Genomic DNA, 24,529 nt, shown 5'->3' with positions numbered 1-24,529 from the left:
GAAACTTGGCAGAACATAGCCTCAAAAGCATGTTAGTATGATATAAAGGAAGCCGTCCGTAAGGGCGGCTTTTGTTATGGGGTGATTGAGTTGAGTCCTGTTGAATTGATACGTTGTGATTCTGCCACGTTCTGGTCTTGGTGGACTGGGCAGAAGTACGAGACAACGACTGAGCCCGAGGAAGGGCAAGAAGAAAGCGAAGAAGGCAAAATAAAATGAACTCTCTTGGAGAGCTCATTTCTTCAAAATATTATTTTTTGTTGTATTGTCTGGGGGAGAAAATGCTGTTTAACCTAGCATTTTCTCTGTTCTATCTTAGCTAATGTAGTAGTAATAAAACTACGACTAGCGTAAGACAGAACATTCCCAGCAATACAATAGCCTTCAAAGCTGTCTACCTCCTATTTAGTTGTATGAAAATAGGATGTGCCAGAAAAACCTTTATTATGCAGGGATAATGGGCGAGCACCCGCAATTGCCTATGTAGGCTATGTGTCGGGTGCTCTAGTGTAACATCCTTCTATGGTTGCTACGGTAAAATATTATTCTGACATTGATGGAATATGACAAGGGACCGGGAAAGGTAGGTTCTTCCAGGGGTTCGGAAACGTTGCGGGTCTGGCGAAGCCCAGAATTCCGATAGGCATAGAATATTTATTAAGGGCATTCCCTTTCGCCTTAAATGAAATAAATAAAGCGCCTCCCATAAAAGACGCTTTATTTATTACCAGTCCCTTATTTCTTTTTATGTTTTGTCTCGTCAACGATTTGAATTTTGCGTCCTGGTGCGGATGTTGGTGGTACTTTCTTTCCTTGAACAAGAGTTACTTCTGTTTTACTGGGATTTCCACCCATTGGACCAACTTCTATCCCTTGCCCGGATAATGGTGCTTTTGTCCCAGGGGTAAGTGTTTTATTATTCGTTTTCTTCGGCAATGTCATCACCTCCCTCAGTTGAAATAGTTCGTGGAAAATAAGGAAAATCCTTCAATATTACGCAGGGCAAGGCAGGAATATCTTTCCTTTTGTCGAAAAGATAAAAAAGATGAATCGCCGAAAGGAGGGATTATATGTTATATAAAGTAAGTGAACAAGAGATTAAAAATCTAAGAAATGAAATGCAAGAACAAGGAAAAATATTTTTAGATGATATTTCAGAATTAGACTTCTCTGAGCTATCGAATGATTTTCTGGAAGACATTGATAACACACCAAACCATATGAGTAAAGTATTTGTAATTAATAAAATGATATCTGAAAAACGAGTTAAAATTATTACAAAAGACGGGAAACGGATACTTCTTGAAAACTAAATATAGTATTCTCCATGAGCCTTCGGGCTCTTTTCTTTTGGGGTGATACGAATGCCAATTAAACCATTCAAGCCGTGTGCCAAACCAGGCTGCCCTAACCTAACTCAAGGGCGCTATTGTCTTGAGCACGCTAAGCAAGAGCGTCAGCGATATGATAAGCAGCGTGGATCGGCTTCACAGCGTGGGTATGATTACCGCTGGTATAAGTATTCACAGTGGTTCTTGAGACAACCAGAAAACACATTCTGCAAGTTGCAGTTGCCTGGTTGTGATAATGTATCGGGATGCGTCGATCATATTGACCCGCCCGACGGTCCGGATGATCCGAGATTCTGGGATCCAGCGAATCATCAAGCGTCATGCGTCCATTGCAACAGTGTGAAGGGCAAAAGGAAGATAGTGGGAGAAGGAAAACCGTTCGAAGGTGCCTAGGGGGGGATGCAATCTCTGGAGCCTTTTGCCCCAAGACCAGTGCAGCCCCTCAACGCAAATTTTTTTCCCAAAACTAAGAGTTTTTTAGGAGGTGGTCCCGATGCCAGGCGGCAGACCGACAAAACCATTGGCCCTGGTGGCGGGCCATCGGACAAAAGCGGAAAAAGAGGTGAGAGAAAAAGCCGAGAGGACTTTGATTACGGGTGTCTCCCTCAAAGAGTGGCCGGATGTCAAAGCCGATGTAATTGCACATAAGGAATTTCAGAGAATAAAAAAAGTGCTCAAGGCGATCGACAAAGATGACGCTCTCCATGAGGGGGTAATTAACCGATATTGTCTTCTGCATAGCGAGTGCAAAAAGTTTGAATCTCTGAAAAGAGATTGTAATGATGAGCTTAGAGAGCTATATACAGTTTACCAAAATGTCGAGATAGATTTTATTACCTATCTCGATAAAAAAGAGAACGTCCACAGTCGGTTCTTAACGCTTGACAAGAAGATCATGGAAAAGCGCAAGATGATGCTCGACATTGAGAAAGAGAACATCATGACCATTCAATCCGCCTTGCGATCGATACCCAAGAAACCCAAGGAAGAAGAGGAAGACGACCCCATGTCGAAACTGCTCAGTAAGAGGGCAGGCGGTAAATAATGTACTTCGATAATGAAAGTGCTTTATATGCTACAAACTTTATCGAGTGCTTAAAACACACCGACGGTGAATGGTATGGGAAGCCTTTTGATCTTCTTTCTTGGCAACACGAAATAGTGTCCGATGTTTACGGGACTTTGACCGATGATGAAATTCGGCAATATCAATTCGTATATCTTGAAGTTCCAAAGAAAAACGGTAAAACTGAATTAGCGGCCGCCGCGGGAGTGCTTCATACTTTTGGCGACGGAGAAATGCGCGGCGAGGTTTATGGATGTGCAGCCGAAAGACAACAAGCATCAATTGCCTTTGATGTTGCCGTAAATATGATTGACCAATCATCTGCTCTTAAAAAGCGATGCAAGCTAACTTTAAGCCAAAAAAAGCTTGAAGATAAGGTTACAAAGACCGTGTACCAGGTACTTTCTGCTGAAGCATATTCAAAACATGGATATAAACCCTCTGCTGTTATTTTTGATGAACTTCACGCCCAACCGAATCGCGACCTTTGGGACATCATGACCTTTGGAGCCGGTGATGCACGGCGTCAACCTATTTGGTGGGTTATTACAACATCCGGCGATGATCCGGATAGAAACTCAATAGGGTGGGAGATACATGAGAAAGCACAAAAGATAATATCCGGTGAAATAATTGACCCGCGCTGGTACTGCAAAATCTACGGCGCTCCCGAAGACGCAGACATTTTCGATGAAGAGATCTGGTATAAAGTGAATCCATCTCTAGGTCATACAATCCCAATTGAAAAAATACGTCAAGCCGCTATCGGTGCTCGTAATAACGAAGCCGAAGAGCGGCTTTTTCGTTGGCTCCGACTCAACCAATGGATTTCCCTCAAGCGCATTGGCTGGCTGCCTCTAACTCTTTGGGACACCACGGTTGGTAAGTGGTCCAAAGCTGACCTTGTCGGCAAAAAGTGTTACCCCGGACAGGACCTATCTAGCACTACAGACCTAACAGGATTGGTACTTGTTTTTCCTCCTCAGGAAGGGATTCCTGATTGGAGGATTATTTTTGAAGGCTGGATTCCTGAAGACAAAATGAAAGAGAGGATCCTACGGGATGGTGTACCTTATGACAAATGGGTTAAGCAGGGCTATTTACAAGTAACGCCCGGAGATGCCGTAGATTATGATTTCGTAGAGGCTAGGACATTAGCATTAAGTAAGCAATATGACTTCCAATATGGCGGAGCAGATCCATGGAATAGCAGAATGCTTAATCAAAGACTTCTGAAGGGCGGTGTTGAATTTCTTGAAGTGAGGCAGGATATGGCTAACATGTCTCCGGCCATGAAAGAAATTGAAAGACTAATGCGGTCTGGCCAGATGACCCATGAAGAAAACCCGCTGGCTAGGTGGTGTTTTGGTAACGTTGTGACGGCTGTAGATGGCAATGAAAACATCAAGCCCATGAAAAACAAGTCAAAGGATCGAATTGACTTGACTGTCGCATGGATCAATGGAATGGCCATAGCTGTACGAATGGAGAACACAGAACAAAAACAACCCGGAGTATTCTTCCTTTAAGGGGGTAATCACATTGAAATTGCCAATCAAACTACCCAAGATTCGTTTACCTAGCCTCAAAATAAGCTCAGGCATACTCCAAGAACTCGCCTTATTGGCGGGTTTTTTAATGCTCCTTCATGGACTATGGATGGTCTATCCACCAATCATGTGGATAATCGGGGGATTGTGGCTCATGCTCCCCGGACCCGGGAAAGGGCGGTGATTAGGTGGGGATCATTAGGGATTTACTTTTTAAGAATTACTCTATGTCTGATTTCGACAAGGATGTACACACTTGGATTGGCGGAGCGCCCACGAAAACCGGAGTAACGGTTAACGAGCACACCGCGCTACGCTACATCACCTTTTATTCCTGCGTCCGGGTCCGGTCGGAAAGCCTTGCGATGCTGCCACTAAGTGTATACCGGAAAAGGAGATCCGGAAAAGGACGGGATGAGGCATCTGGTCATCCGGTGCACGACCGAATACATGCAGCCCCGAATAGCGAAATGACCAGCTTGACTTGGCGTGAGACCATGAACGCTCAACTTGATGCATCGGGAAATTGTTACTCAATCATAACAACCAACAATAGGGGGCAAGTGCTAGAGCTATATCCTTGGCCGTGGGACCAGGTCGAAGTCAAGCGAAATAAGATTACTGGGAAAGTTGAATACCACATATTCGAGAACGGACTGAGGGTTGAAATATTGCCGGCGGAACGAGTTCTTCACGTTCCTGGACTTGGTTATGACGGTATCAAAGGGTATTCGACCATATCCATGATTCGTGAATATGTTGGGCTTGGCTTGTCAGTCAGTGAGTTCATTGAACGGTTTTATGGCCAGGGCATGAACGTGGGCGCGGTTTTACAGACAGATCAAGTCATGACCCAACCGGCAGTAGATGATCTGCGGAATAATTTCATTGAACGCGGATCCGGCCTGGCTAATTCATGGTTGCCAATCATCCTCCACAGCGGCTTGAAGTTCAACCGGATACCGATGCCGCTGACCGACGCTCAGACCATCGAGATTCTTAAGCTCACTGATACGCAGATCTCCGGTTTGATGCGAGTACCGCCCCATATGATTGCCAATCTTGACCGTAGCACCAACAATAACATCGAGCATCAGGGAATTGAATACGTCCAGTACTCGATGCTTCCGGTAATAACCCGGTTCGAGCAAGCTATGAACTGGAAGCTATTCACGCCGCAAGAACGGGCTGAAGGATACTACGTTAAGTTCAATGTCGAAGCTTTGCTTCGCGGTGATGCTGCGGCCCGAGGGGCTTATCTCAACACCAAACGTCAAAATGGTGTCATTAATGCGGATGAGTGGCGTGAACTAGACGATGAAAACCCCATCGGTGGTGTCGCCGGCGAGGCTTACCTGGTGAACGGCAACATGGTGTCCACTGAGACTGCATCTAAACAGCAACCCAAGCAGACTGGAGGTGATAAATAGTGCCTAAGTTTTGGAACTTTGTGCAGAACCAAGCCGATGAAAACGAAGTTGAGCTTCGTATTGAAGGCGAGATCGTTAGTGATGACGATGCTTGGATCTATGAGTGGTTCGGGATATCGGTGTCTAGTCCAAATGCTTTCAGGTCTGAACTTGAACAATACTCGGGCAAAAACATAGTAGTTTGGATTGACAGCTGGGGCGGGGATACAACTGCAGCAGCCGGCATCTATAACGCTCTTAAGGAGCACAAAGGAAGAGTGACAGTAAAGATTGATGGCAAAGCGGTTTCAGCTGCCTCGGTTATCGCTATGGCTGGAGAAGAAGTAAAAATCTCTCCCGTCGGCATCATGATGATTCATAATCCATGGACCGGTATTATGGGCGAAGCAAAAGATATGCGCCATGTTGCTGATGTGCTGGACGAAGTTAAGGAGACCATTATTAACGCCTATCAGCTAAAAACGAAAAAGTCTCGTAAAAAAATATCTGAAATGATGGATAACGAGACTTGGATGAGCGCAAAGACAGCTATGTCGGAAGGTTTTGTTGACGAAATCCTATATACCTCCGAACCAGATGAAGGCCAGGCGACTCAAAACTCATTTATGCTTAGTCGATTAGCGATCCAAAACAGCGCATCAGAGACGATCAGGCGTTTCATTGAGCAGTACAACAAAATTAATCCCGACATAAAGCCAATACCACCCGAGGACCCCCGGCAAGTGCCGGTTGATCTATACTTGTCCCAAATCCAAGTTAATAAAAATAAAATCAGGAGGTAAGGAATCATGAATTTACAGGAACTGAGGCAAAAATATGCCAATCTCTGCGATAAGCAGGAAGGAATCGTGAATAAGGCTCTCGCTGAGGCGCGTGGCATGACAGAAGAAGAAAACACTGAGTACAAAAATTTGCAAACAGAAATTGATGATCTTGCTGCACTTATTGCCAAGGCCGAAGCTGTCCAGGCTCGTGCTTCCGAATTAGACAAGTCTGCTGACAAAACCTTCCGTCCCGCAGAGATCGACTCAAGCAATAAGCAAAAAGAAAAGAAAGACGATGCAGGTTTCGCGAATCTTGGCGAGCTTGTTCACGCTATTCGTTTTGGTGATTCCAAGGGCAGGCTCCAAAGCATGCCGACTGGCCAAGGGCAGGGGGGTGGAATTGAGGTACCAGAAGCTTTCAGGAGTCAGTTTATGCCAAGTTTCCGTAATGAATGGAGCATGGGCGTAGGATCTGAAGGAGGATTCGCCGTTCCTACTCAGTTTAAGCCTGATATGCTAATGATCCAGCCGGAGGCTTCTATCGTCCGTGAACGGGCTACCGTTATTCCTGCTGGTGACCCGCCGGATGCTGCCATTACGGTGCCAGCATTTAGCCAAGGTGCAAATGGAGTATTCGGCGGAGTTGAAGTTTACTGGATTGGTGAAGGCGATAGCAAACCTGAAACCGACGGTAAACTTGAAGAGGTAACCCTGGCGCCTAAAGAAGTTGCAGCTCACACCGTCGTCACCGACAAGTTACTGCGCAACTGGGCGGCAGCCAATACCTTCATTTCTACACTGCTTCGTGGTGCCATTGTTAGTGCTGAGGACTTTGCCTTCATTCGCGGTAATGGCGTAGCTAAACCTATGGGTGTTCTCAACGCTCCTGGATCCATGGCCGTTGTGCGTGCGGTTGCGGGCCAAATCGGTTATATCGATACGGTCAACCTTTTGGCCGGTCTTCTTCCGGAGTCCAAGAGTCGGGCAGTGTATATTGCCAACCAATCTGCCCTGGTACAACTTGCAACATTGACCGATCCGAACGGCAACTATATCTTCATTCAGGGAGATGCTACCCGGGGTATTCCCGCAACCTTAAACGGCATACCGGTTAAGTTTACGGGTAAGACTCCTACCTTGGGCAATCGAGGCGACCTGATGTTGGTAGATATGGCCTATTACCTGATTAAAGATGGTAGTGGCCCGTTCATTGCGGCTTCCGAGCATGTTTTATTCCGGCAGAACAAAACGGTCATCAAGGTATTCTGGAACGTAGACGGTCAAGGCTGGGTCAAGAGTCCTCTTCTTCTTGAGGATGGGCTAACGCAAGTTTCTCCTTATGTCATGCTTGTTTAATAATTGGGGCCATATGGCCCCCTTTCCCCTTAAAAATGAAATCAGGAGGTAAAAATCATGAAATTAATGAGCGAAAATCAGAAAATCGATATTGCTCTAACGTCTGCATCCCTAAACGGTGCAGGGACGGGAGCATATTTCTCCATGTCCAAGTACGGCAAAGCGCTGTTTGTTGTTGAAGTCGGGGCCATGTCGGCCGCTGTGACGAGTGCCTTGCAGGTCATGCAGGCGCAGGATGCCGCTGGAACCGGTGCAAAAGTCATCACCAACAACGCTGCTACGATAACCGCAAACACCAACGTTGCATCCGCTATCTTGACTAGCGCACTTGTTCACGTTGCGGGCGATGTATACACAGTCAATGGGCTGGACTTTACCGCAGCCGCTGCGGACGTACCTGGCACTCGTACCTATGCAATCGGTGCGGATGCCACAGCATCCACTGCAAACTTAGCTGCAAAAATTAACTCTGCCACTGTCGGAGTTCCGGGTGTAACCGCCTCCGCAGCAGTCGGGGTATTAACCCTAACGGCAACCGAACCGGGCGAGACCGCAATCACGCTGGCCGCTTCTGCTGGTGCCGTTGGAGTTCCTTCCACCGCTAGAGCAATTGCTTACGTGGAATGTGATGCAAGCTTCCTTGATCTCATCAACGGATTTGACCACGTCGCCCTTCGCGTGACCAACTCAGCAGCCACACAGACAGGCGCGGTACTGCTCCGAGGCCAGGCGAGATTCAGTCCGATCCAAAAAGTTGCTGCTGCTAAAACTAACGTAAATGTTTAATGCATGGGGAGAGCTAACATCCCCCTTTTAAGGTGGTGATTATGATTAAATACGTCATAATTAAACAGTTTAGAGATCCCTCCGGGCTGAGATTACCCGGTGAATTTATCGAATTAACACCATCACGAGCAACTGCACTGAAAGAGTGTGGGCTGCTCGGCGGCGAGTATGTTCCCCAAGAGCCTGAAGGTGATAAACCTACCAGCGACGGAACCGATGACGCTGGTAGAAGCGAAGGAACTAAAAGGGAAATTGCCAATCAGGAACCTAAAGAAGGTGAAGTAAATGAGCCTGAAGGTGATAAACCCACCGGCGACAGACCCTTTGACCCTGGCGGAAGCGAAAAGCCATCTAAGGGTGGACGGAACAGATGATGACGCCCTAATAACGAGCCTCATCAAGCAGGCCCGGGAATACTGTGAGGATTACCAGGGGAAAAAGTATATCACCCAAACCCTTGAGTTAGTTCTTGATGCTTTTCCTGCTGAGGATTACATTGAGTTTCGTGCATGCTCACCGGTTCAGTCGATAACCAGCGTGAAGTACACCGACTCTGAAGGAGTTGAATCCACCGTAGCAGCCACAGATTACATCCTGGATAATGACAGTTTTGTCAATAAGATCAACCTGTCCTACGGCAAATCATGGCCAACAACAACACTTCAGCCGATTAATGCGGTCCGGATCCGCTTTATTGCGGGGTACGGTGATGCGGCCACGGCTGTTCCCGAGTCAGTCAAGTGGGCGATGGTGCTGCACATGAAATTGTTGGGCGATGGCATTCTTCAAGATCTGAAACCTGAGGAAAAAAAAGGACTTGAAAAAGCAAGGGATGCGCTGCTTGGTATTAATCGGGTGGTGCCGGTATGATCGCACAAAATAAGCGAATAACGCTTCAGCAGAAAACCAAAACACCAGATGGCCAGGGTGGTAATACGGAGGCCTGGTCGGATCTCGTAACCGTCTGGGCTTCGATTAAGACTCCCAAAAGCCAAGCAAATTGGAACAGGGAGCAAGCGGCAGAGCAGTCACGGCAAAATACTGAATATGAATTTAATATTCGCTACAGAAATGGAGTAACGGATGAACTTAGGGTTAAGTACGGTACTAGAATCTTTACAATCCAGTCTGTAATTGATGTGGACGAGCGCCATCGGGAAATTAATCTATATTGCTCAGAGGAGTGAAGCCAATGAGCATTAAACTTAAGTTCGAATTATCCGGAATAGATGATGCGGTTACCAGGATTAGTAAGTTAGATCTGGAGACAACAGCAGCGGTGAGGGCCGTTGTCCGCAAATCCGGATTAAGACTAGGCAGAAGGATGAGGGAGGATACCCCTACCGGGCCAACTGGAAACCTTAAGGCAAGTATCAAGACCAGGTTTACGCCGGATCAGCTATCAGCCGATGTTGGTCCTACGCACGGAAAGGGTTCCCACGCGCACTTAGTTGAATTCGGGCATGCCCTGGTCAAGAATGGTAAGACAATCGGCCATGTCCCAGCGCATCCGTTTATTCAACCAACAGCCGAAGAAGAGCGTCCGAAGTATCTTAATGGGTTAAAGCAAGCTATTAGAAAAGCTGTCAAACAATGAGTAAAAGGGGTGAACTCTCATTGACTAAAAAATATATTCGTGTCCAAATGCTTGAAACCAAGGAAGAGGAACCATCCCCTGGTTCGGTTATTCGTTATGTAGCAGGGGAGTTCTACAACTTACCTGAAAAGCAAGCTCAAAAGTATATCTCCGAAAACGTTGCTATCGATCCAGAAGCACCAGTAGAAGCGGAAGGTGGCGATAAATAATGCCAAGAACATCAATTCCGGTGCAGACCGTCCCGTTTCAGGGTGGCGCAGCGATTACCTATGCAGCGGCAGATACAGTCAATGGAAATGTATTTACGAATGATAGCGATACCGTACTCATCGTAAAAAACGCAGGGGCGGGCGCTATCACCGTCACTGTAACTGCTGTTCCAGATGAAGCAGGCCGTTCTGTAAATTTAGTTCATACTGTAAACGCAACTTCAGATGCTGTAATTGGGCCACTTAGAACGGGTTGGTGGAATCAACGTGGTGCGGATCTCGGGAAAGTCTACATTGATTTCAGTGGTGCGGCTTCAGTCGCGGCCTTGAAGATCCAAAGGTAGTGATAACTGATGAAATCATCTGTGAATTCTTTACAAACGGCTATATTTAACCGTTTGACAACTGATGCAGCGTTAACAGCTAAGGTTACAGGTGTCTTTGATGACGTTACTCCGGGGCAGGCATATCCGTATGTGACGCTAGGGGAAGATACCAGCGCGGATGGTGGCACTAAAACCTTTGATGGCGAAGATGTCACTAAAACACTGCATGTATGGTCTCGGTACGACGGGAAAAAAGAAGCACAAGAAATCCTTTCTCTTGTGCTGGAATCAATGACACGGGAACCACTGCTTTTAAGCGGTGGTTTTTCTGTGCAGTTTTCGCAATTGGAGATGCTGCAAGTCTTTACAGATGCCGACGGGATTACCCGTCATGGAGTCATGAGACTCCGGTTCAGGGTACGAAATTCTTAAAAGGAGTGATTGACAGTGCGTGGAGTCGATATCTTGCTTATGGCGAATACCGGAACGGATGGAGCACCAGTGTGGACCGCTGTTGGCGGACAACGTAACGCCACACTGACTGAGGAAAGCGACACAATTGATGTGACCAGTAAAGACTCAGTCGGTGTTTCCGAATTTGATTACGGCTTATATAGCTGGAGCATTTCTGCTGACGGACTTTATATTCCGAATGAAGCAGCTTATTTAGCTCTGAAAAATGCTATGCGAAACAAAGCCAAGATTAAGGTGCGCATTCGTGAAAACGGAACAGATGAAGAAGAGGGTTACGCCCTGGTTACCTCCCGTGAGCTGGATGCTCCTTATGAAGGGGAAGCAACTTACTCTCTGGAACTCCAAGGAACAGGCGCATTGACCTCGCTATAATGACTTGAGGTGAAAAAAATATGTACGTTGAAGTGACTTTTGGAGATAAGGTAAAGCAGCTCCGCTATGATTTTAATGCCATTGCCGATCTGGAAGAAAAGTTTGGCAAAGGGATTGCAGTAATTGTCAGCGAGGAGCAAGTCGGCTTTAGGGCGCTGCGTTTGTTTTACTGGTCAGGGCTTAAGTGGAAAGATCCTGGCATTACACCGCAACGCGTGGGGCAAATGCTCATGAAGAAAATTACTGATGACGGTGAAACCGTTGAAGAGTTATTTGTACCAGTCATGAAAGCATTGGAAAAGTCCGGACTCTTAAAGACTAAGCGAGAGTCTGAAGAATCGGAAGACGACTCGGAGACTGAGGAAAAAAACTAAGTGACCGGGTGGATTGGGAGGGACTTAAGAAAATCGCTTATGGTCCTCTCAATCTTAAGCCCGGCGAATTCTGGACGATGTCTCCCGGGGAATTCAACGATTTAATTAATGGATATCTATGGCGCAAAGAACTTGACGAAAACCGGTTGGTGCAGCAAGCGTGGCTTATCGCTCAGCTCCAGCGGGCTAAGCGGGTACCGAAGCTGGATAAACTTCTAAGAAAACCCAAGCCTAAAGAGAAGAAACTAAGCAAGCAAGAATTACTGGATGAGTGGAAAGCGTTACAATCTGAATTTCGTTTGTAGCGATTTCTGCTTTTTAGGTAAAAGGCGGGTGAGAGAGTGGCAGCAGAAACAATTGCAAGTCTAGCGGTCCGGATCGGCGCTGATCTTAGCGATTTTGAAAAGAACATGAAAGAGTTCAAGAAGAGTTTTGGCCGAGTCGGCAAGCAGGTGCAAGAGGTCGGTACCCAGATCGGCATGACTTTCACTGCCGCCGGCGGAACTATTGCAGCCGGGCTAGGATTTGCCGTGAATAAGGCTATGGACTTTGATGCTGAGATGTCACGAGTCGGAGCGATTTCGCAAGCGACCGATTCTGATCTTCAGGCTTTGCGGCAATCTGCTTTGGATCTAGGGGCATCTACATCCAAGAGCGCATCCGAAGTAGCTCAAGGCATGGAACTGATGGCTACCAAAGGTTACGATGCTCAACAGATTATCGCGGCAATGCCCGGAGTCATAGCGGCATCTGAAGCCTCTGGCGAGGACATGGCGCTGGTAGCTGACACCGTGGCCAACGCCTTGAACGCATTCGGCTTAGAAGCTTCCGAAGCTTCGCGCGTGGCAGACGTTTTGGCCATGTCAGCGAATACATCTGCAGCAGGTGTTCAGGATTTGCAATACGCTTTCAAATACGCAGCACCCCTCGCAAAGGCTTTGGGGATTAGCATGGAAGAGTTAGCGGCTGCAACGGGAATCATGGCGGACGCAGGAATGAAGGGTGAACAAGCCGGAACAACTCTTCGTGCTGCCCTGATTCGGTTGTCTGATCCACCTAAAGAGGCGAAAGCGGCACTCGATAGCCTAGGGTTTTCAGTGACCGATTCATCCGGAAAGTTCAAGCCATTTCCGCAAATAATCGGCGATTTGAACAAATCTTTAAGCGGAATGACTAATGCGCAAAAGGTTGCCACACTCTCACAGATATTTGGAACTGAAGCGGCGACGGGAATGCTGAGCGTCATTGAAAAAGGACCGGATAAGTTCAATGAGCTGGCCGGTGCTCTTCAAGATTCGGGCGGGGCTGCTAAAGAAGCCGCAGAAAAAATGAAAGATAACCTAAGTGGTGCCTTGGAAGAATTAAGTGGAGCTGCAGAAACGGCCCAAATCAGCATTGGTAGCGCTCTCGCTCCTGCTATCCGGTCGGTAGCAGACGGCCTTACAGGTATCGTTAACGCTTTTAATGCACTATCTCCAAATACTCAAACATTCATTGCTATGGGGGCGGCACTGACGGCGATCTTATTTCTTACCTTAGGTGCTGTTGGATTCTTGGTGGCAGGGCTTGGTGCTCTAGCTGCAGCAGAATGGGCGGTTATTTTACCGATTGTAGGTCTGGTCGCGGGAATTGCTTTGGTCATTGCGGCACTTGTTGGTTTAGGATATGTCTTAATTCAGGCATATCAACAGTCCGAGTCATTCCGGAACATAGTTAACCAGATTTGGTTAACTTTAATGACGGGGGTTCAAGCGGTTTGGGCTTTTGTTCAACCCATTATTCAAGAGATAGTCGGGTTCTTGTTGACCAAGTTCACTGAGCTTAAGGACTGGTGGCTTGCCACGTGGCCGACGTTACAGCAGGCATTCATAAATATCTGGAACGGAATATGGTCATTCCTCCAGCCTATTGTGAACGCAATGATAGACCTAATGAAGTGGGCTTGGCCTTTGGTTAAGATGGTTGTCCTCGACACATGGGAAGCCATAAAGAGTATTATCTCCGGTGCTTTGGATGTAATCATGGGTATTGTAAGCCTGTTTGCAAATCTCTTTACAGGCAACTGGCAAGGAGTCTGGGAGAGTGTTAAACAGATTTTCTCCGGCGCTTTTGAATTGATTTGGGGCTGGTTCCAGATCTGGGGTATAGGTAAAATCCTTAAGTTCGCAGGATTCCTTGGTAAAGAAGTCGGACGGATATTTAAGGCGCTCTGGGATAGCGTGAAGGGTATTTTTGATGATGCGCTGGGCTGGATATTCAATATCGTAAAGAGCCAATTTGACAATATTCTTGGGCACATAACAGGCTTAGGGCAGAAGTTTTTTGATGCGGGCAAGGGCTTGATCGAGATGATGAAAAAGGGTATCGAGGCTGCTGCGGAACAGGTTATTGAGTCAGTTAAGAATATTGCTCAGAAGGTACGGGATTTCTTGCCCTTTTCACCGGCAAAAGAGGGTCCTCTGAGCGACCTCGATAAGCTCGACTTCGCAGGTCCGATAACTGATTCAATTTTAGGTGGGATTCCCCAGGTTGAAGCTTCCATGACCTCGTTATTAAGCATGCCGGATTTGTCGTCACGGCAAGGAGTAAGCTCCGATCGGGAAAGCGGGCAAACGGTTATCAATCAATTTGCACCAGGCTCCGTTGTGGTGCCGGTCAAAGATCTTGAGGAAGTGATGACCACTGTGAGAATCCTGAAGGAGCTGCGCCAGACATCACGGTCATATGGCAGCGGGGGTGTGAGATATGGCTACTAATCAATCTGTCCTTTGGGAAGAAATCTGGAAGCGCACACCTAGCGCTAAGCACTTCCACCTCGCTGACGGCTCTAAGCAAGCCATAATCTACCTCAATGATATTCACTACGAAGACGAAAACGGCAATTATCAAAACATTGACACAGCACTGCACGATGAAGCTGATTTTGACCTGTGGGACTTCCCGGTAACGAAGCATGGGGTAGATGACTTCCATGCAGCCAGAGAGCGTGCTAGAGCAGATAAAGCGGCAAATAGGCTCAATCGGGACACATACGACTTCCAGGCGTTAAAAGTGCCGTTTGCAGCGAAAATCCCGCGCAACTGGAAGCGTGGGTACAGCATTAACAAGGGCGCGGATAAGCTTACCTTTAAGCCAATCGGAGCATCCCCATCAAAAGGGTATGTTACAGAGGGCAAGGACAATGAGATTGTCTACCAAGACGCATGGAATGATGTGGATGTGGCTTTGAACATATCTGAAACAGGCATAAAAGAAACGCTAACGCTCAAGACAAGCAAAGCACCAACGAGTTTTACTTTTGAGGTAATTGGGAATTTAGCTGATGACCTGACAGCCGGGGAAATAAAAATCCAACCTGCTTGGCTTGAGGATGCGGCAGGAGTTCGACGTGATGTAACACAAACTCTCAGGCGCGAAGTTGATGGGGTACTCCTTGACATAGCGGCAGATGTGTCGGGGCTTGCTTTTCCGGTAATAATTGACCCAACTATAACAATACAGCCAACAAGCTCCACAGGACAAGACAGCTATGTCCTTAACCTTAACCCAGACTATGTTTATGGAAACATGGAAGGATTATCAGTAGGTAACGACAATGACTCTCAGGCTTACATTTATAGAGCATTTATCAAGTTTGGTTTAACTTCAATTCCTTCGAATGCGGTTGTGTCAAGCTCATCTATAACGCTAACAGAAATAGGGGGGCAAGATACTTCTTCTTTATCAATTTCAACGCATAAGGTCTTGGGTTCATGGGACGAAGCGACCTTAACTTGGAATAATAAACCTCCTTATGACGCTACAGCACAATCAACGGTCTCTACTCTGCTAGGTTCTAATTACAAATATACGTGGGCATTGTTAGCATCACTAGTTCAAGGGTGGGTTAACAATAGTGCTGCTAACTATGGTGTTATGTTTAAGCTAGTAAATGAGAGTGTTTATTCTTCTTACCGAGCATTTGGCTCTTCGGAATGGGCTGATCAGAGTACAATTTATTTACCAAAGATAGACGTAACTTACACTGAGCCTCCAACAGCACCGGCAGTTACTTCTCCAAACGGAGGAGAAACATGGAATGCCATTCACACAGTAACATGGACAGCGGCAACTGACCCCGATACAGCCCAAGCTAGCCTACAGTATCAAATTCAGCTATCCACCGACAACGGGGCGAATTATTCTGATATTGTAGCATTAACAGTAGCGGGGGCAACGTCTTATGCTTACGACTTTTCAGCAAAGCCACAAAGTAGCACGTGCCACATTCGAATTCGTGCCTATGATGGCACAAGTTACGGAGCATGGGACACGTCGGACGGAGTATTCACGATTCAACACAACCAAGCACCGACAGCTCCAACACTCCTTTCGCCCGATGGCGGAGTATCAAGGGACAGAGCGCAAGTGATTCGACTGTCTTGGCAACACAATGACCCAAACGCTCCTGACCCACAGAGTCAGTTTGACTTGATGTATTCAACAGATGGCGGCACTAACTGGACAACGGTTAGCCAGGTGACGACAAACCAATACTACGATGTTCCGGCAAACACCCTCCCACACGGCAATGTTGTATGGAAGGTGCGAACGTATGACCAAGCAGGGCTGAGTTCGCCATATTCAGCACAGGCGACATTCTTGGCTGGGGATCAGCCAGCATCAGCTACAATTACCGCACCGACGGGCACAGTAGCCGTAGCCAGACCAACCGTTCAGTGGTCGAGCGCGGGGCAGGTTGATTATCAGGTTCAAGTACTCGATAGCCTGAGCGCTGTAGCTTGGGACTCGGGGGATGTCGTTAGCACCAATAAAGCACAGACGGTCGGGATTGATTTAGCAAACACTTCTAATTACACAATTCAGGTCCGGATAAAGAACGCAGATGGGCTCTGGAGCGATTGGGCAACGTCAGCGATTAGCGTGTCGTATACACCGCCTGCGCTACCTACGATTACGGCCACAGCGCAAACCGGATACATCACTATAGGAATAACCAACCCGGTCCCTGGCGGTACAGAACCCAATGTGAGCAGCAATGATGTTTATCGCCGCAAATCCGGTGAGGCATCCTGGACCCGAATCGCTACCGGCATCCCGGCCAACGGCTCCTACTCCGACTATGCCACGGCCAGCGGTATTACCTACGAGTACAAAGTCCGGGCCCAAGGAGACAACGGCACATTTTCTGACAGCGCGGTGGCCAACGCAAACATTACGCTAACTGGCGTATGGCTGCATGATGTCGCTGATTCGGCTGCTACCATTCGCCGTTATCAATACGATGGAGACGGACGGAGTGTTAATTGGGAGACTGATGCTGTAATGCTTCAGTTCGCTGGGAGGTCTAAGCCTGTGGCTGAATTCGGCGAAACTAATGACGGTAGGGTACGCGCACAACTGCTCTTGAATGACGAAAATGACTTTGCTGCACTGGAGTCCTTAGTCTACCGGAAGAGTACGGTCTGTTACCGAGACGGTCGCGGGCGGAAGACTTTTGGCATAGTGAAAAAGCTTCCGATCGATGACCAGACCTTTGGCTATACCACTTCAGTTGAGATTTTTGAGACGGACTACAAGGAGGAAGTGTGATGCAATCACTTGACCGAAACGGATACACAGCCGATCAGGTGAAAAAAGCCTTGCACTCTTCCTCCCGGGTCATGGCTTTTCACTATGACCTATTGGATTCCCAAAATACGTTAAAGAGGCAGCTGGATAATGTTCTAGCTGCCTCAGTGGCTAATAACACCTTTGCTGATATTAAGCGGACTGCAAGGTTTACAGTCCGGGATGATGGCTCAATCAATTTTCTGAGTGACCGCATAAAGCCCTGGGCGCGTCTACGCATGCCGGATGGTGGATGTGCAGAATGGCCCTTAGGGGTTTTTATTCTCTCGACCCCGCCACGCAAAACTGACTCTGCCGGGGTCGTAACTCGCGAAGTTGAGGCATACGACCTGCTTCAGGTGCTAGTCTACGATAAGGTGGAGGATCGATATGTTATTACGGCTGGAACAAACTACATTGCAGCGGTAAAGGCCGTCTTGGACACGGCAGGGCTAACGGCTCAAAACCTTACCGCCACAGATAAGACTCTACCGGCTGACCGTGACTGGCCTCCAGGGACTACAAAGCTCAACATAGTTAATGACCTTCTGGGAGCGGTTAACTATCGCTCTCTTTCTTTTGATGAAAATGGACTTGCCGTGGCGCAAACCTACGTTTCTCCGCAGGTCCGAGCTTCAGAGTACACGTATAAGGATGATGACGAAAGCGTGATATTCCCTGAAGTTGAGCAGGGGCTAGACCTGTTTGCCGTGCCAAATAAATGGGTACTTGTGGTAAGTGAACCAGATCGGGATCCTATGATGAGTTCTTATATAAACACCAATCCAGATAGTCCAACAAGTACAGTAAACAGAAGCAGAACAATAGTTGACTACCAGGAAATGATGGAAGCTGCAGATCAGGCCTCTCTGGATGCAAAGGTACAGCGTTTGGCTTTTGAGGCATCACAGGTTTACGAACAAGTTGACTTTGGGACGGCCATAATGCCTTTTCACTCGGACGGCGATGTGCTGACATTAGAATTCACAGCTCTGGGCATTAGCGCGAAATACAGTGAGACTGCCTGGAGTTTTGAGCTCGAAGCCGGAGCCCGGATGAAGCACACCATTAGGCGGGTGATATTGATATGATGAAACCTGAAGAATTCATAGGTTTCCTGCAGCAGGGCCAGGGAAGGGATTCCTCGGTTTTTCGCTTGGGCGCGATCCCCACTGGTTATGTGTCTGGCCGGCCGCAGGTGCAATTTGACGGAGAGAGCACGACCAGTACGCGTACTTATCCGTATTTGAGCAGTTATACACCGGCAGCAGGGGAAAGAGTATTGGTGGCCATGGTGGGGCATGGCGGGGTGATACTTGGGAAAGTAGTTTAACCTAGACCTAACTAAGTAGAAGCGAAGGAGATTGGCCGGGCTTACCTTGTTTCACTTAGTGTACAATAGACCCATAAAACGAATTAAAGTAGGGCTCTCACCTATTTGACGAGAGTCCTGCTTTAATTAATGTATTTTTACCGCCCGGCAGGGGCTAGTTTCATTTGTTCACTTGTCTTTTCTGTTGGTTTTAAGTAGTCGTTTTGAGGGGGAACGTCAAAAAGCGAATCATGTCCCAGTTTAGCTGCTGCGAAGGTAGTAAGTAACCCGTACACAACGTTACTGAAAACATAAGATAGATTACTTGTCGCATCTTTAGGCTTAACTCGATTCTTGGGAGCAATATTTGGAATAACAGTAGCTATTGCTCCGAAGGTAATTCCGGAAATAATTCCTTTAGCCAGAAGCTTATCACGGCCGTTTTGCGACATGCGCTTTATAATAAAATTAGCTCCAAGAATGCTCACAGCAGTGTTCATAATCACACCAAGAATCTGCCCTCTAGGACTCGTTGCCTCACTCTTTGAGAGAAAGATCCCTGCTGCAGCTTCCCTATACGACCTTTTAGATAAATTTGACCGTCGAGAGACTCCATCAACAATCATAATCCCTGCTAGCCCAATAAGCCCTGAGACAATTGAAAGGGTATCTCTATCTTTTATTTTTGCCATAGTAAGTAACCCTCCTAAATCATTTGGCTATTTTCTATTTTTTGATTAAATAAGGTAAATTACACGTGGCAAATTAAGTTATCAGTTGTAGATTTATACCAATAAAATGAGCAGATAATAACAAATAACGTTAATCATACTCCGTAAAAGACCCATATGACGACGTACCAGGAGGTTAACATGGAGATGCTTTATCTCTTATTTATGTGTTTTGGGGCAGCGTTTGGAATACTTATTTTCATTGGATTTGTAGTATGGCTTATTACTAAACTTTGGCATCCGGTCTAACAGAACGTCGATGGAGGGCGTTATTTTTATGCGAATTCAAGGGGAGGGAAGGTGGGGCTAGTTGTCAGATCAAGAAGTGCTCGTCGATATTCGGGAGCGCCTAGTGAGAGTGGAAACAAAGATTGATAATCAAAATGGCATACGTGAGAAGGTTGATGCTGTCGAGGATAAAGCGATCGAAACCGAAGCCAGGTCAAAGTCTAACACACACCGCATAGATAAACTTGAGGCAAACAATACATGGCTCTGGCGCACAGTTGCTGGGGCCATTATTCTTGCAGGCCTTGGCGCCCTAACCATTTCCAGATGAAAGGAGGGGATAAGCAATGATACCGCTGAAAAACCACCGCATTACTTACCCTTACGGAGTCAAAAATACCCGGTACATCAAGGGATATCATACCGGCGTGGACATGGCATCCGGAGACTATAACATCCATGCTGCTTGCCCGGGGACAGTCATACAAGCTCGCTATGCCCCGGGGAAAGGTGCCGATCCATCCGGATGGGGGAATTACGTTATATTGCGGTCTGCAGATGGCCAGCACGATTTGATTCACGCTCACTTATCTAGTGTGGCTGTCTCAGCTGGACAGACAGTATCCGAGGGCGCTGTGCTGGGTATCATGGGGAGCACTGGCCAAAGCACAGGACCACATTTGCATTTCGAGGTCCGGAAAGCTCCGTGGGAAAACCGGAATGACGTTGATCCGATGAAGTTTCTTGAGGGCTTAGAAAGTGAGGTGATAGATGTGGATAATCTGGTTATCTATGCCGATGGAGACGTAGGCGCGGCGCTCCTACTTAGCTACAAGCTCGGATGCCCGATGGTGCTGAAAGATTTCGCTGGAAAGTACCAAGCCAAGAACAAACACTGGATCGGGGTTCAGGGAACCAACGGGAACGGGAACTTTTATTATGCCGGTTCTGACCGGATTGCGACAGCAAAATTAGGATTATGAAAAATTGATGGGAGGAAGAAAAATCATGGTTGAAGGCAGGTTTAGGGTATACGGTTTATCGGGGCAAAGCGAAGGCGAGGGCACTCATGTTATGCTTCAGGGTGTGCAGGGTGAGCCCTTTGGGCGATACACCCAAGTGGCTCACTGCGAGATGCTCATCATAAACCCGGAAGCTGAGAAACAGTTTGAGCTGAACGCAGAGTACCGAGTGACGTTTGAAAAGATCGAAAGTCCAGCAGTGCCGAGAAATGGCTATATGGATGACGACCAAAGTTATTGAGTAGGTAACTTTTAAGAAAGAGAGGAAAATCTTATGGATACCATCACATTACCCCAAAGTTTGTTCACTGTGAAAGACCTGCTGGCTCTCGGCGGATTGGTGGTGGCCGTATATGTCATTGTCTCGTTCCTCAAGGATCCGCTTAAACTACTGGTCAAACGACTGACCGGCAAGGATAACGGCGACTGGATTGTGCGACCGGCTACGGTGCTGGTGGCTCTTGGAATCCTGGTTTGGCTCATGTTTATCCAGGGGGATGTGGGCCCTGAGACGATCGGTCTAGCGATTATAAACGCCTTTCTGGTGGCGCTGATTGCCGGCGCTGCACATGATTATATTGTCAGCCCTACAAAGGATAAAGCTCAAAAACAAATTATCTCTGCAGAGCAAGCCCAATTAGATTTAATGGGATTACAAACCAATAATATTAACAATAATACTGATGCAGTTACAGCGATTCGCGCTGGAGACCGGGGAGAAGAGCCTCCCGGTGGAAATAGTATAAGTATGTAGTAGTAGAGTCCTCTCTCGCTTAGGCGGGAGAGGGCTTTTTGCGTTTTTCACTCTGTTGTTGATAGAAGCGATAGTGGTCTTATCAGTTTGAACCCTAGCATTTTTTTGTTTTCAAACAACCTTTCACTTGCCGCGAAAGTAGGGATAGTGTAAAGTAAAACTATTGTGAAATATTGTGAAAATCGAGATAAAAGTGGAAGGTACAGAATGTTAAACGTAGATGATGCTATTCAAATATCTCCAAAATTTAACGATCCGTTTGCAAATATGGATAATCTCTATTGGCGATTGTCTCGACTTAAATATGGAGAAAAGCTTACCCTAGATTTAAGAAATCATAAGTTCCTCAGGCCAATAGCAGTGATTGGTTTGCTCTTAGCCGCCAAACAAGCATTTACATTAACAGGAGAAAGAGTTCGAATTATTAATTTGACTGGTGAAATATTCCCATATTTTGAAAGGATTGATTTTTTTGAAAATGAATTTATATATACTACAGAATCGCTGTCGTTCTGGAACCCTTGGGGTAGGTCAAGTAATTCATTATCTGTTTTAGGAATAGTGAAGATTGAAAACCCTTCTGATGTTTTTAATTTAAAAGAACGAGTAGAAAAAATTTTGGAAGCATGGTTTACTGGGAAAATTCTTCAGCCATATAGAGACTCTGCTGTAAAAGCAATTGTGGAAATATGTAATAATAGTATAGAGCATAGTAGACTTGGTTATTATGAGATTGAATATGGCGAATGTTATTGTATGCTTCAAAAGTATACTCAGAACAACCATCCTGCGATTTCTGTAGCAATAGGTGATTTGGGGGTAGGAATTCGGGCACATTTAAAATCAAAGTATAATTGGAACCGCAATGACGTTTTTTATATTCAAAAAGCACTTGATGGGCTTAGTGGGCGTAAAGCAGGGGCTGGCGGTCTCGGACTAAGACGTACGCAAGAAATTATTCAACAATTTGGGGGTAACCTTGCAGTGAAATCTGGAAAAGGAATTGTAGTTTTCGATCGAGTATATGAATCGTGCGAATTAAATCACTCCCTTAAGGGTACTCAGTGTATAATAAATTTACGACCGACTGCAAGAACTTGACATACTTAATTTACCATGATATATTAAGGACAATGGTTTCACCTCGATTGAGTGAAGGGTTGATAAAGGATGAATGTATATAAAATCTGTATAGAGGAACAAGCTGAGCAAGCTGGAATTAAGCAAAAAGGTATATTGTCTTTTCGTCCTTTCGGCCAAAAAATAAGACGGTCAATTGAGGATTTAATTCATTCTATCCCTTCGGGTAGTGTAATAAACTTAGATTTTTCTGGAATTAAATTTTCGGATTCCTCTTGTGCAGACGAAGTTGTTTTACAAGTTCAGCTTTTTCTAAGAGAAAAGTCAAACAACATAATTCTTTACGTATCGAACATCAATGATTCAATCAAAGAAGAGCTTGAGGCAGCTATTGCATTACAGGAAAAGTCTAAAGGCAGGATACCTTTTTTATATTGTAAAGAAGATGGGTCCTTTCAATTTATTGGAGAAATTGAGGATAAGCTTGATGAAGCTTTTCAACTTCTTCGAGAAAAGAAGAGCCTTACAACTCGCGACGTCATGCAGTCTTTTGATATCGCTGTAAATAGTGCAAGTAATAGGCTGAAAAAACTTTGGGATTACGGTTTAGCTCTGAGGGAAGAGCAAATTGATCATAATGGTAAACAACATATATATTCATTGCCCTAATTCAGGGCTTAATTTTTGGACTGGAGTTCACGAGATGTAGGTGAACAGGTAGAACTAAAAAAGGGAGGGATAGTAATGAAGGGTATTGGAAATAGAAAAATACCAGGTTATACATAACCTGGCTTCTTGCCGAGCCGAGACAGCGTAAGCTCAGAGAACTCAACTGAATGGCGCCGGATGCAATATGAAAATAGATAAACAAAACGTAAACATATTGTAGCATTTGATTGACTTCATTGCAAGGAGTACTCGCTGGTTTTCGACATTATAAGTGGGGTGCTCTTATGAATAACGAAAATATTAAAGATAACATTAAAAATGTCCAGGAAATCCATGAGACTAGCGGGAGTGTCGTTTACGATACCCAGGAGCCTAACGATGAGACAAAGTATATATTCAGACCTTACAGGACACTACCTGATGGGCGAGTTATTTGGGCTCGTCAATATGGTAAGAAAGCTTTTAAAATCCCAGTAGCTTAATTAAAGAGGAGTTCACCCGGCGAACTCCCTTTTCGATAAATCTTATATTCTGATTTAAAAGAAAGGGGATAAAGGATATGGCTAAAACAAAATCAAGCGTTAGAGGTAAACAAGAAAAGAAAATTGTGCCTGTTAAATCCTATAAGAGAAAAGATGGAATTGTAGTGCCAGGGCATAGACGCTCAACACCGAATTAAACAAGTGAATTTAAGATCCTCTATCTATAAAGGGGAGTAATTGCCACTTTGAAATAGTACGCCGAGTCTATAATGACACAGAGCATAAAAAAGACGCCGAGGATTAGACTCCGGCGTCTTATAGATTTCTGCCCTCACCCTTTGCGCGGTGGGGGCTTTTCCTGCATTTGGTCATTGCATATCCTCCCGATGTTCGGATATAATAGAACACACATTCGATTATGTTCGAAGGGGAGAGAGCATTATGAAAGACGTCTGCACCACCTGTGACCGTAAATCCCACTGTATGGAGCCCTGCGAGAGATGGCTGATAGCCCATGACAAATGCCCGATCTGTAAAAACAAGCTGATCCACCACGGGGGATGCACGGAGTGTATTACCGGCGACTGGGCGAAGTGTGGTTGATATGAGAGTTTACATGAAGCCCGTCGAAATGATTGCATTGTTTGACAAGGAAGGTAAGCCCTGGCCGCTGAAGTACAAAATCCAAGAATGGGACGAAGGAGAGATTGTGGTCAAGGTAGATCGGGTTATCACCAGGACAGAAGAGAAGCTGGCCGGAAACAGAATGATAATCTTTAGTTGTCAGAGTGAGGTAGACGGGGTATTGAGACCGTTTGAGCTGAAGTTTGAGGTTCAGACTTGTAAGTGGTATTTGTGGAGGATGTAGGAAGCCCTCTCTCATTAGGCGGGGGAGGGCTATTTTTTAGGTTATAGACAAATTTCACGGGAATTCGCCAAGGCTTTTATGCGATAATTATTAATAATGTGCGGTAAGCAAAAGGAA

General features: G+C 46.1%; 34 protein-coding genes. 32 read left to right on the top strand and 2 right to left on the bottom strand.

Going from position 1 to position 24,529, the window contains the following annotated elements; genetic code table 11:
* Positions 1–90: 90 nt before the first annotated feature.
* Entirely contained in the window at positions 91–219 is a 129-nt protein-coding gene (locus ACYQ2N_RS07515; protein ID WP_459998547.1) for a hypothetical protein, read from the top strand.
* 516 nt (positions 220–735) lie between these two features.
* Here the strand turns inward: ACYQ2N_RS07515 and ACYQ2N_RS07510 are convergent.
* Positions 736–936 (bottom strand): hypothetical protein, encoded by a 201-nt coding sequence (locus ACYQ2N_RS07510; RefSeq protein WP_459998546.1) that lies wholly within the window; start codon positions 934–936, stop codon positions 736–738.
* 134 nt (positions 937–1,070) lie between these two features.
* Here ACYQ2N_RS07510 and ACYQ2N_RS07505 point away from each other — a divergent pair, with 134 nt between their 5' ends.
* From ACYQ2N_RS07505 to ACYQ2N_RS07400, 23 genes are all read left to right on the top strand, one after another.
* Entirely contained in the window at positions 1,071–1,313 is a 243-nt protein-coding gene (locus ACYQ2N_RS07505; protein WP_459998545.1) for a hypothetical protein, read from the top strand.
* A gap of 51 nt (positions 1,314–1,364) precedes the next feature.
* Positions 1,365–1,745: an HNH endonuclease gene (locus tag ACYQ2N_RS23125; RefSeq protein ID WP_488199457.1), complete on the top strand. Its 381-nt coding sequence runs from the start codon at positions 1,365–1,367 to the stop codon at positions 1,743–1,745.
* A gap of 100 nt (positions 1,746–1,845) precedes the next feature.
* Entirely contained in the window at positions 1,846–2,397 is a 552-nt protein-coding gene (locus tag ACYQ2N_RS07500; protein ID WP_459998544.1) for a hypothetical protein, read from the top strand.
* Positions 2,397–3,947 (top strand): terminase large subunit, encoded by a 1,551-nt coding sequence (locus ACYQ2N_RS07495; RefSeq protein ID WP_459998543.1) that lies wholly within the window; start codon positions 2,397–2,399, stop codon positions 3,945–3,947. The genes ACYQ2N_RS07500 and ACYQ2N_RS07495 overlap by 1 nt, the downstream gene beginning before the upstream one ends.
* Before the next feature lie 13 nt (positions 3,948–3,960).
* Positions 3,961–4,152, top strand: coding sequence for a hypothetical protein (locus tag ACYQ2N_RS07490; protein WP_459998541.1), 192 nt, complete (start codon positions 3,961–3,963; stop codon positions 4,150–4,152).
* Between the two features lie 4 nt (positions 4,153–4,156).
* On the top strand, positions 4,157–5,398 hold the full coding sequence (locus ACYQ2N_RS07485) for a phage portal protein (protein WP_459998539.1): 1,242 nt from the start codon (positions 4,157–4,159) through the stop codon (positions 5,396–5,398).
* Positions 5,398–6,180, top strand: coding sequence for a head maturation protease, ClpP-related (locus ACYQ2N_RS07480; protein WP_459998538.1), 783 nt, complete (start codon positions 5,398–5,400; stop codon positions 6,178–6,180). The genes ACYQ2N_RS07485 and ACYQ2N_RS07480 overlap by 1 nt, the downstream gene beginning before the upstream one ends.
* Before the next feature lie 6 nt (positions 6,181–6,186).
* Positions 6,187–7,518 (top strand): phage major capsid protein, encoded by a 1,332-nt coding sequence (locus tag ACYQ2N_RS07475; protein ID WP_459998537.1) that lies wholly within the window; start codon positions 6,187–6,189, stop codon positions 7,516–7,518.
* 57 nt (positions 7,519–7,575) lie between these two features.
* Positions 7,576–8,304 carry a hypothetical protein gene (locus tag ACYQ2N_RS07470; protein WP_459998536.1) on the top strand — a complete coding sequence of 243 codons (729 nt, stop codon included), beginning with the start codon at positions 7,576–7,578 and terminating at the stop codon, positions 8,302–8,304.
* Positions 8,305–8,345: 41 nt separating this feature from the next.
* Positions 8,346–8,678, top strand: coding sequence for a hypothetical protein (locus ACYQ2N_RS07465; RefSeq protein WP_459998535.1), 333 nt, complete (start codon positions 8,346–8,348; stop codon positions 8,676–8,678).
* The gene (locus tag ACYQ2N_RS07460; RefSeq protein WP_459998534.1) at positions 8,590–9,174 is read left to right on the top strand and encodes a head-tail connector protein; all 585 of its coding nucleotides are present in this window, start codon (positions 8,590–8,592) and stop codon (positions 9,172–9,174) included. Before ACYQ2N_RS07465 ends, ACYQ2N_RS07460 begins: the two co-directional genes overlap by 89 nt.
* The gene (locus ACYQ2N_RS07455) at positions 9,171–9,491 is read left to right on the top strand and encodes a phage head closure protein (RefSeq protein WP_459998533.1); all 321 of its coding nucleotides are present in this window, start codon (positions 9,171–9,173) and stop codon (positions 9,489–9,491) included. Before ACYQ2N_RS07460 ends, ACYQ2N_RS07455 begins: the two co-directional genes overlap by 4 nt.
* 5 nt (positions 9,492–9,496) lie before the next feature.
* Complete coding sequence (locus ACYQ2N_RS07450) at positions 9,497–9,901, top strand: HK97-gp10 family putative phage morphogenesis protein (RefSeq protein WP_459998532.1); 405 nt, start codon at positions 9,497–9,499, stop codon at positions 9,899–9,901.
* A 20-nt stretch (positions 9,902–9,921) separates the two neighbouring features.
* Positions 9,922–10,110: a hypothetical protein gene (locus ACYQ2N_RS07445; RefSeq protein WP_459998531.1), complete on the top strand. Its 189-nt coding sequence runs from the start codon at positions 9,922–9,924 to the stop codon at positions 10,108–10,110.
* Complete coding sequence (locus tag ACYQ2N_RS07440; protein WP_459998530.1) at positions 10,110–10,454, top strand: hypothetical protein; 345 nt, start codon at positions 10,110–10,112, stop codon at positions 10,452–10,454. The genes ACYQ2N_RS07445 and ACYQ2N_RS07440 overlap by 1 nt, the downstream gene beginning before the upstream one ends.
* A gap of 9 nt (positions 10,455–10,463) precedes the next feature.
* Positions 10,464–10,868: a DUF3168 domain-containing protein gene (locus ACYQ2N_RS07435; protein WP_459998529.1), complete on the top strand. Its 405-nt coding sequence runs from the start codon at positions 10,464–10,466 to the stop codon at positions 10,866–10,868.
* 15 nt (positions 10,869–10,883) lie between these two features.
* A complete protein-coding gene (locus ACYQ2N_RS07430) occupies positions 10,884–11,282 on the top strand; it encodes a phage major tail protein, TP901-1 family (protein WP_459998528.1) in 399 nt (132 codons plus the stop codon).
* Between the two features lie 20 nt (positions 11,283–11,302).
* Complete coding sequence (locus ACYQ2N_RS07425; RefSeq protein WP_459998527.1) at positions 11,303–11,656, top strand: hypothetical protein; 354 nt, start codon at positions 11,303–11,305, stop codon at positions 11,654–11,656.
* A gap of 8 nt (positions 11,657–11,664) precedes the next feature.
* Positions 11,665–11,961, top strand: a complete 297-nt coding sequence (locus ACYQ2N_RS07420) for a phage tail assembly chaperone (RefSeq protein WP_459998526.1) — start codon at positions 11,665–11,667, stop codon at positions 11,959–11,961.
* A gap of 36 nt (positions 11,962–11,997) precedes the next feature.
* Positions 11,998–14,412, top strand: coding sequence for a phage tail tape measure protein (locus ACYQ2N_RS07415; protein WP_459998525.1), 2,415 nt, complete (start codon positions 11,998–12,000; stop codon positions 14,410–14,412).
* On the top strand, positions 14,402–17,248 hold the full coding sequence (locus ACYQ2N_RS07410; RefSeq protein ID WP_459998524.1) for a DNRLRE domain-containing protein: 2,847 nt from the start codon (positions 14,402–14,404) through the stop codon (positions 17,246–17,248). Before ACYQ2N_RS07415 ends, ACYQ2N_RS07410 begins: the two co-directional genes overlap by 11 nt.
* Positions 17,248–18,357 carry a hypothetical protein gene (locus ACYQ2N_RS07405; protein ID WP_459998522.1) on the top strand — a complete coding sequence of 370 codons (1,110 nt, stop codon included), beginning with the start codon at positions 17,248–17,250 and terminating at the stop codon, positions 18,355–18,357. The genes ACYQ2N_RS07410 and ACYQ2N_RS07405 overlap by 1 nt, the downstream gene beginning before the upstream one ends.
* Positions 18,354–18,599 carry a hypothetical protein gene (locus ACYQ2N_RS07400; RefSeq protein ID WP_459998521.1) on the top strand — a complete coding sequence of 82 codons (246 nt, stop codon included), beginning with the start codon at positions 18,354–18,356 and terminating at the stop codon, positions 18,597–18,599. The genes ACYQ2N_RS07405 and ACYQ2N_RS07400 overlap by 4 nt, the downstream gene beginning before the upstream one ends.
* A 137-nt stretch (positions 18,600–18,736) precedes the next feature.
* On the opposite strand, the gene ACYQ2N_RS07395 is transcribed toward ACYQ2N_RS07400, so the two are convergent.
* A complete protein-coding gene (locus tag ACYQ2N_RS07395) occupies positions 18,737–19,270 on the bottom strand; it encodes a hypothetical protein (protein WP_459998520.1) in 534 nt (177 codons plus the stop codon).
* A 349-nt stretch (positions 19,271–19,619) separates the two neighbouring features.
* On the opposite strand from ACYQ2N_RS07395, the gene ACYQ2N_RS07390 reads away from it, so the two are divergent.
* The 8 genes from ACYQ2N_RS07390 (at position 19,620) to ACYQ2N_RS07355 (ending at position 24,412) form a co-directional block, all read left to right on the top strand.
* The gene (locus ACYQ2N_RS07390; protein WP_459998518.1) at positions 19,620–19,868 is read left to right on the top strand and encodes a hemolysin XhlA family protein; all 249 of its coding nucleotides are present in this window, start codon (positions 19,620–19,622) and stop codon (positions 19,866–19,868) included.
* Positions 19,869–19,884: 16 nt separating this feature from the next.
* Entirely contained in the window at positions 19,885–20,520 is a 636-nt protein-coding gene (locus tag ACYQ2N_RS07385) for a M23 family metallopeptidase (RefSeq protein ID WP_459998516.1), read from the top strand.
* A gap of 25 nt (positions 20,521–20,545) precedes the next feature.
* Entirely contained in the window at positions 20,546–20,800 is a 255-nt protein-coding gene (locus ACYQ2N_RS07380) for a hypothetical protein (protein WP_459998515.1), read from the top strand.
* 33 nt (positions 20,801–20,833) lie between these two features.
* Positions 20,834–21,313: a hypothetical protein gene (locus tag ACYQ2N_RS07375; protein ID WP_459998513.1), complete on the top strand. Its 480-nt coding sequence runs from the start codon at positions 20,834–20,836 to the stop codon at positions 21,311–21,313.
* A gap of 207 nt (positions 21,314–21,520) precedes the next feature.
* Positions 21,521–22,414, top strand: coding sequence for a hypothetical protein (locus ACYQ2N_RS07370; RefSeq protein ID WP_459998512.1), 894 nt, complete (start codon positions 21,521–21,523; stop codon positions 22,412–22,414).
* Positions 22,415–22,483: 69 nt separating this feature from the next.
* Positions 22,484–23,062 (top strand): STAS domain-containing protein, encoded by a 579-nt coding sequence (locus ACYQ2N_RS07365; protein ID WP_459998511.1) that lies wholly within the window; start codon positions 22,484–22,486, stop codon positions 23,060–23,062.
* A gap of 923 nt (positions 23,063–23,985) precedes the next feature.
* On the top strand, positions 23,986–24,147 hold the full coding sequence (locus ACYQ2N_RS07360; protein ID WP_459998510.1) for a hypothetical protein: 162 nt from the start codon (positions 23,986–23,988) through the stop codon (positions 24,145–24,147).
* A 13-nt stretch (positions 24,148–24,160) separates the two neighbouring features.
* Positions 24,161–24,412, top strand: a complete 252-nt coding sequence (locus ACYQ2N_RS07355; RefSeq protein WP_459998509.1) for a hypothetical protein — start codon at positions 24,161–24,163, stop codon at positions 24,410–24,412.
* Positions 24,413–24,529: the final 117 nt, after the last annotated feature.

Source organism: Paradesulfitobacterium aromaticivorans, assembly GCF_054657415.1.
Note: the sequence above shows the minus strand (reverse complement) of the source record. Positions and strands in the feature narration are given on the sequence as shown.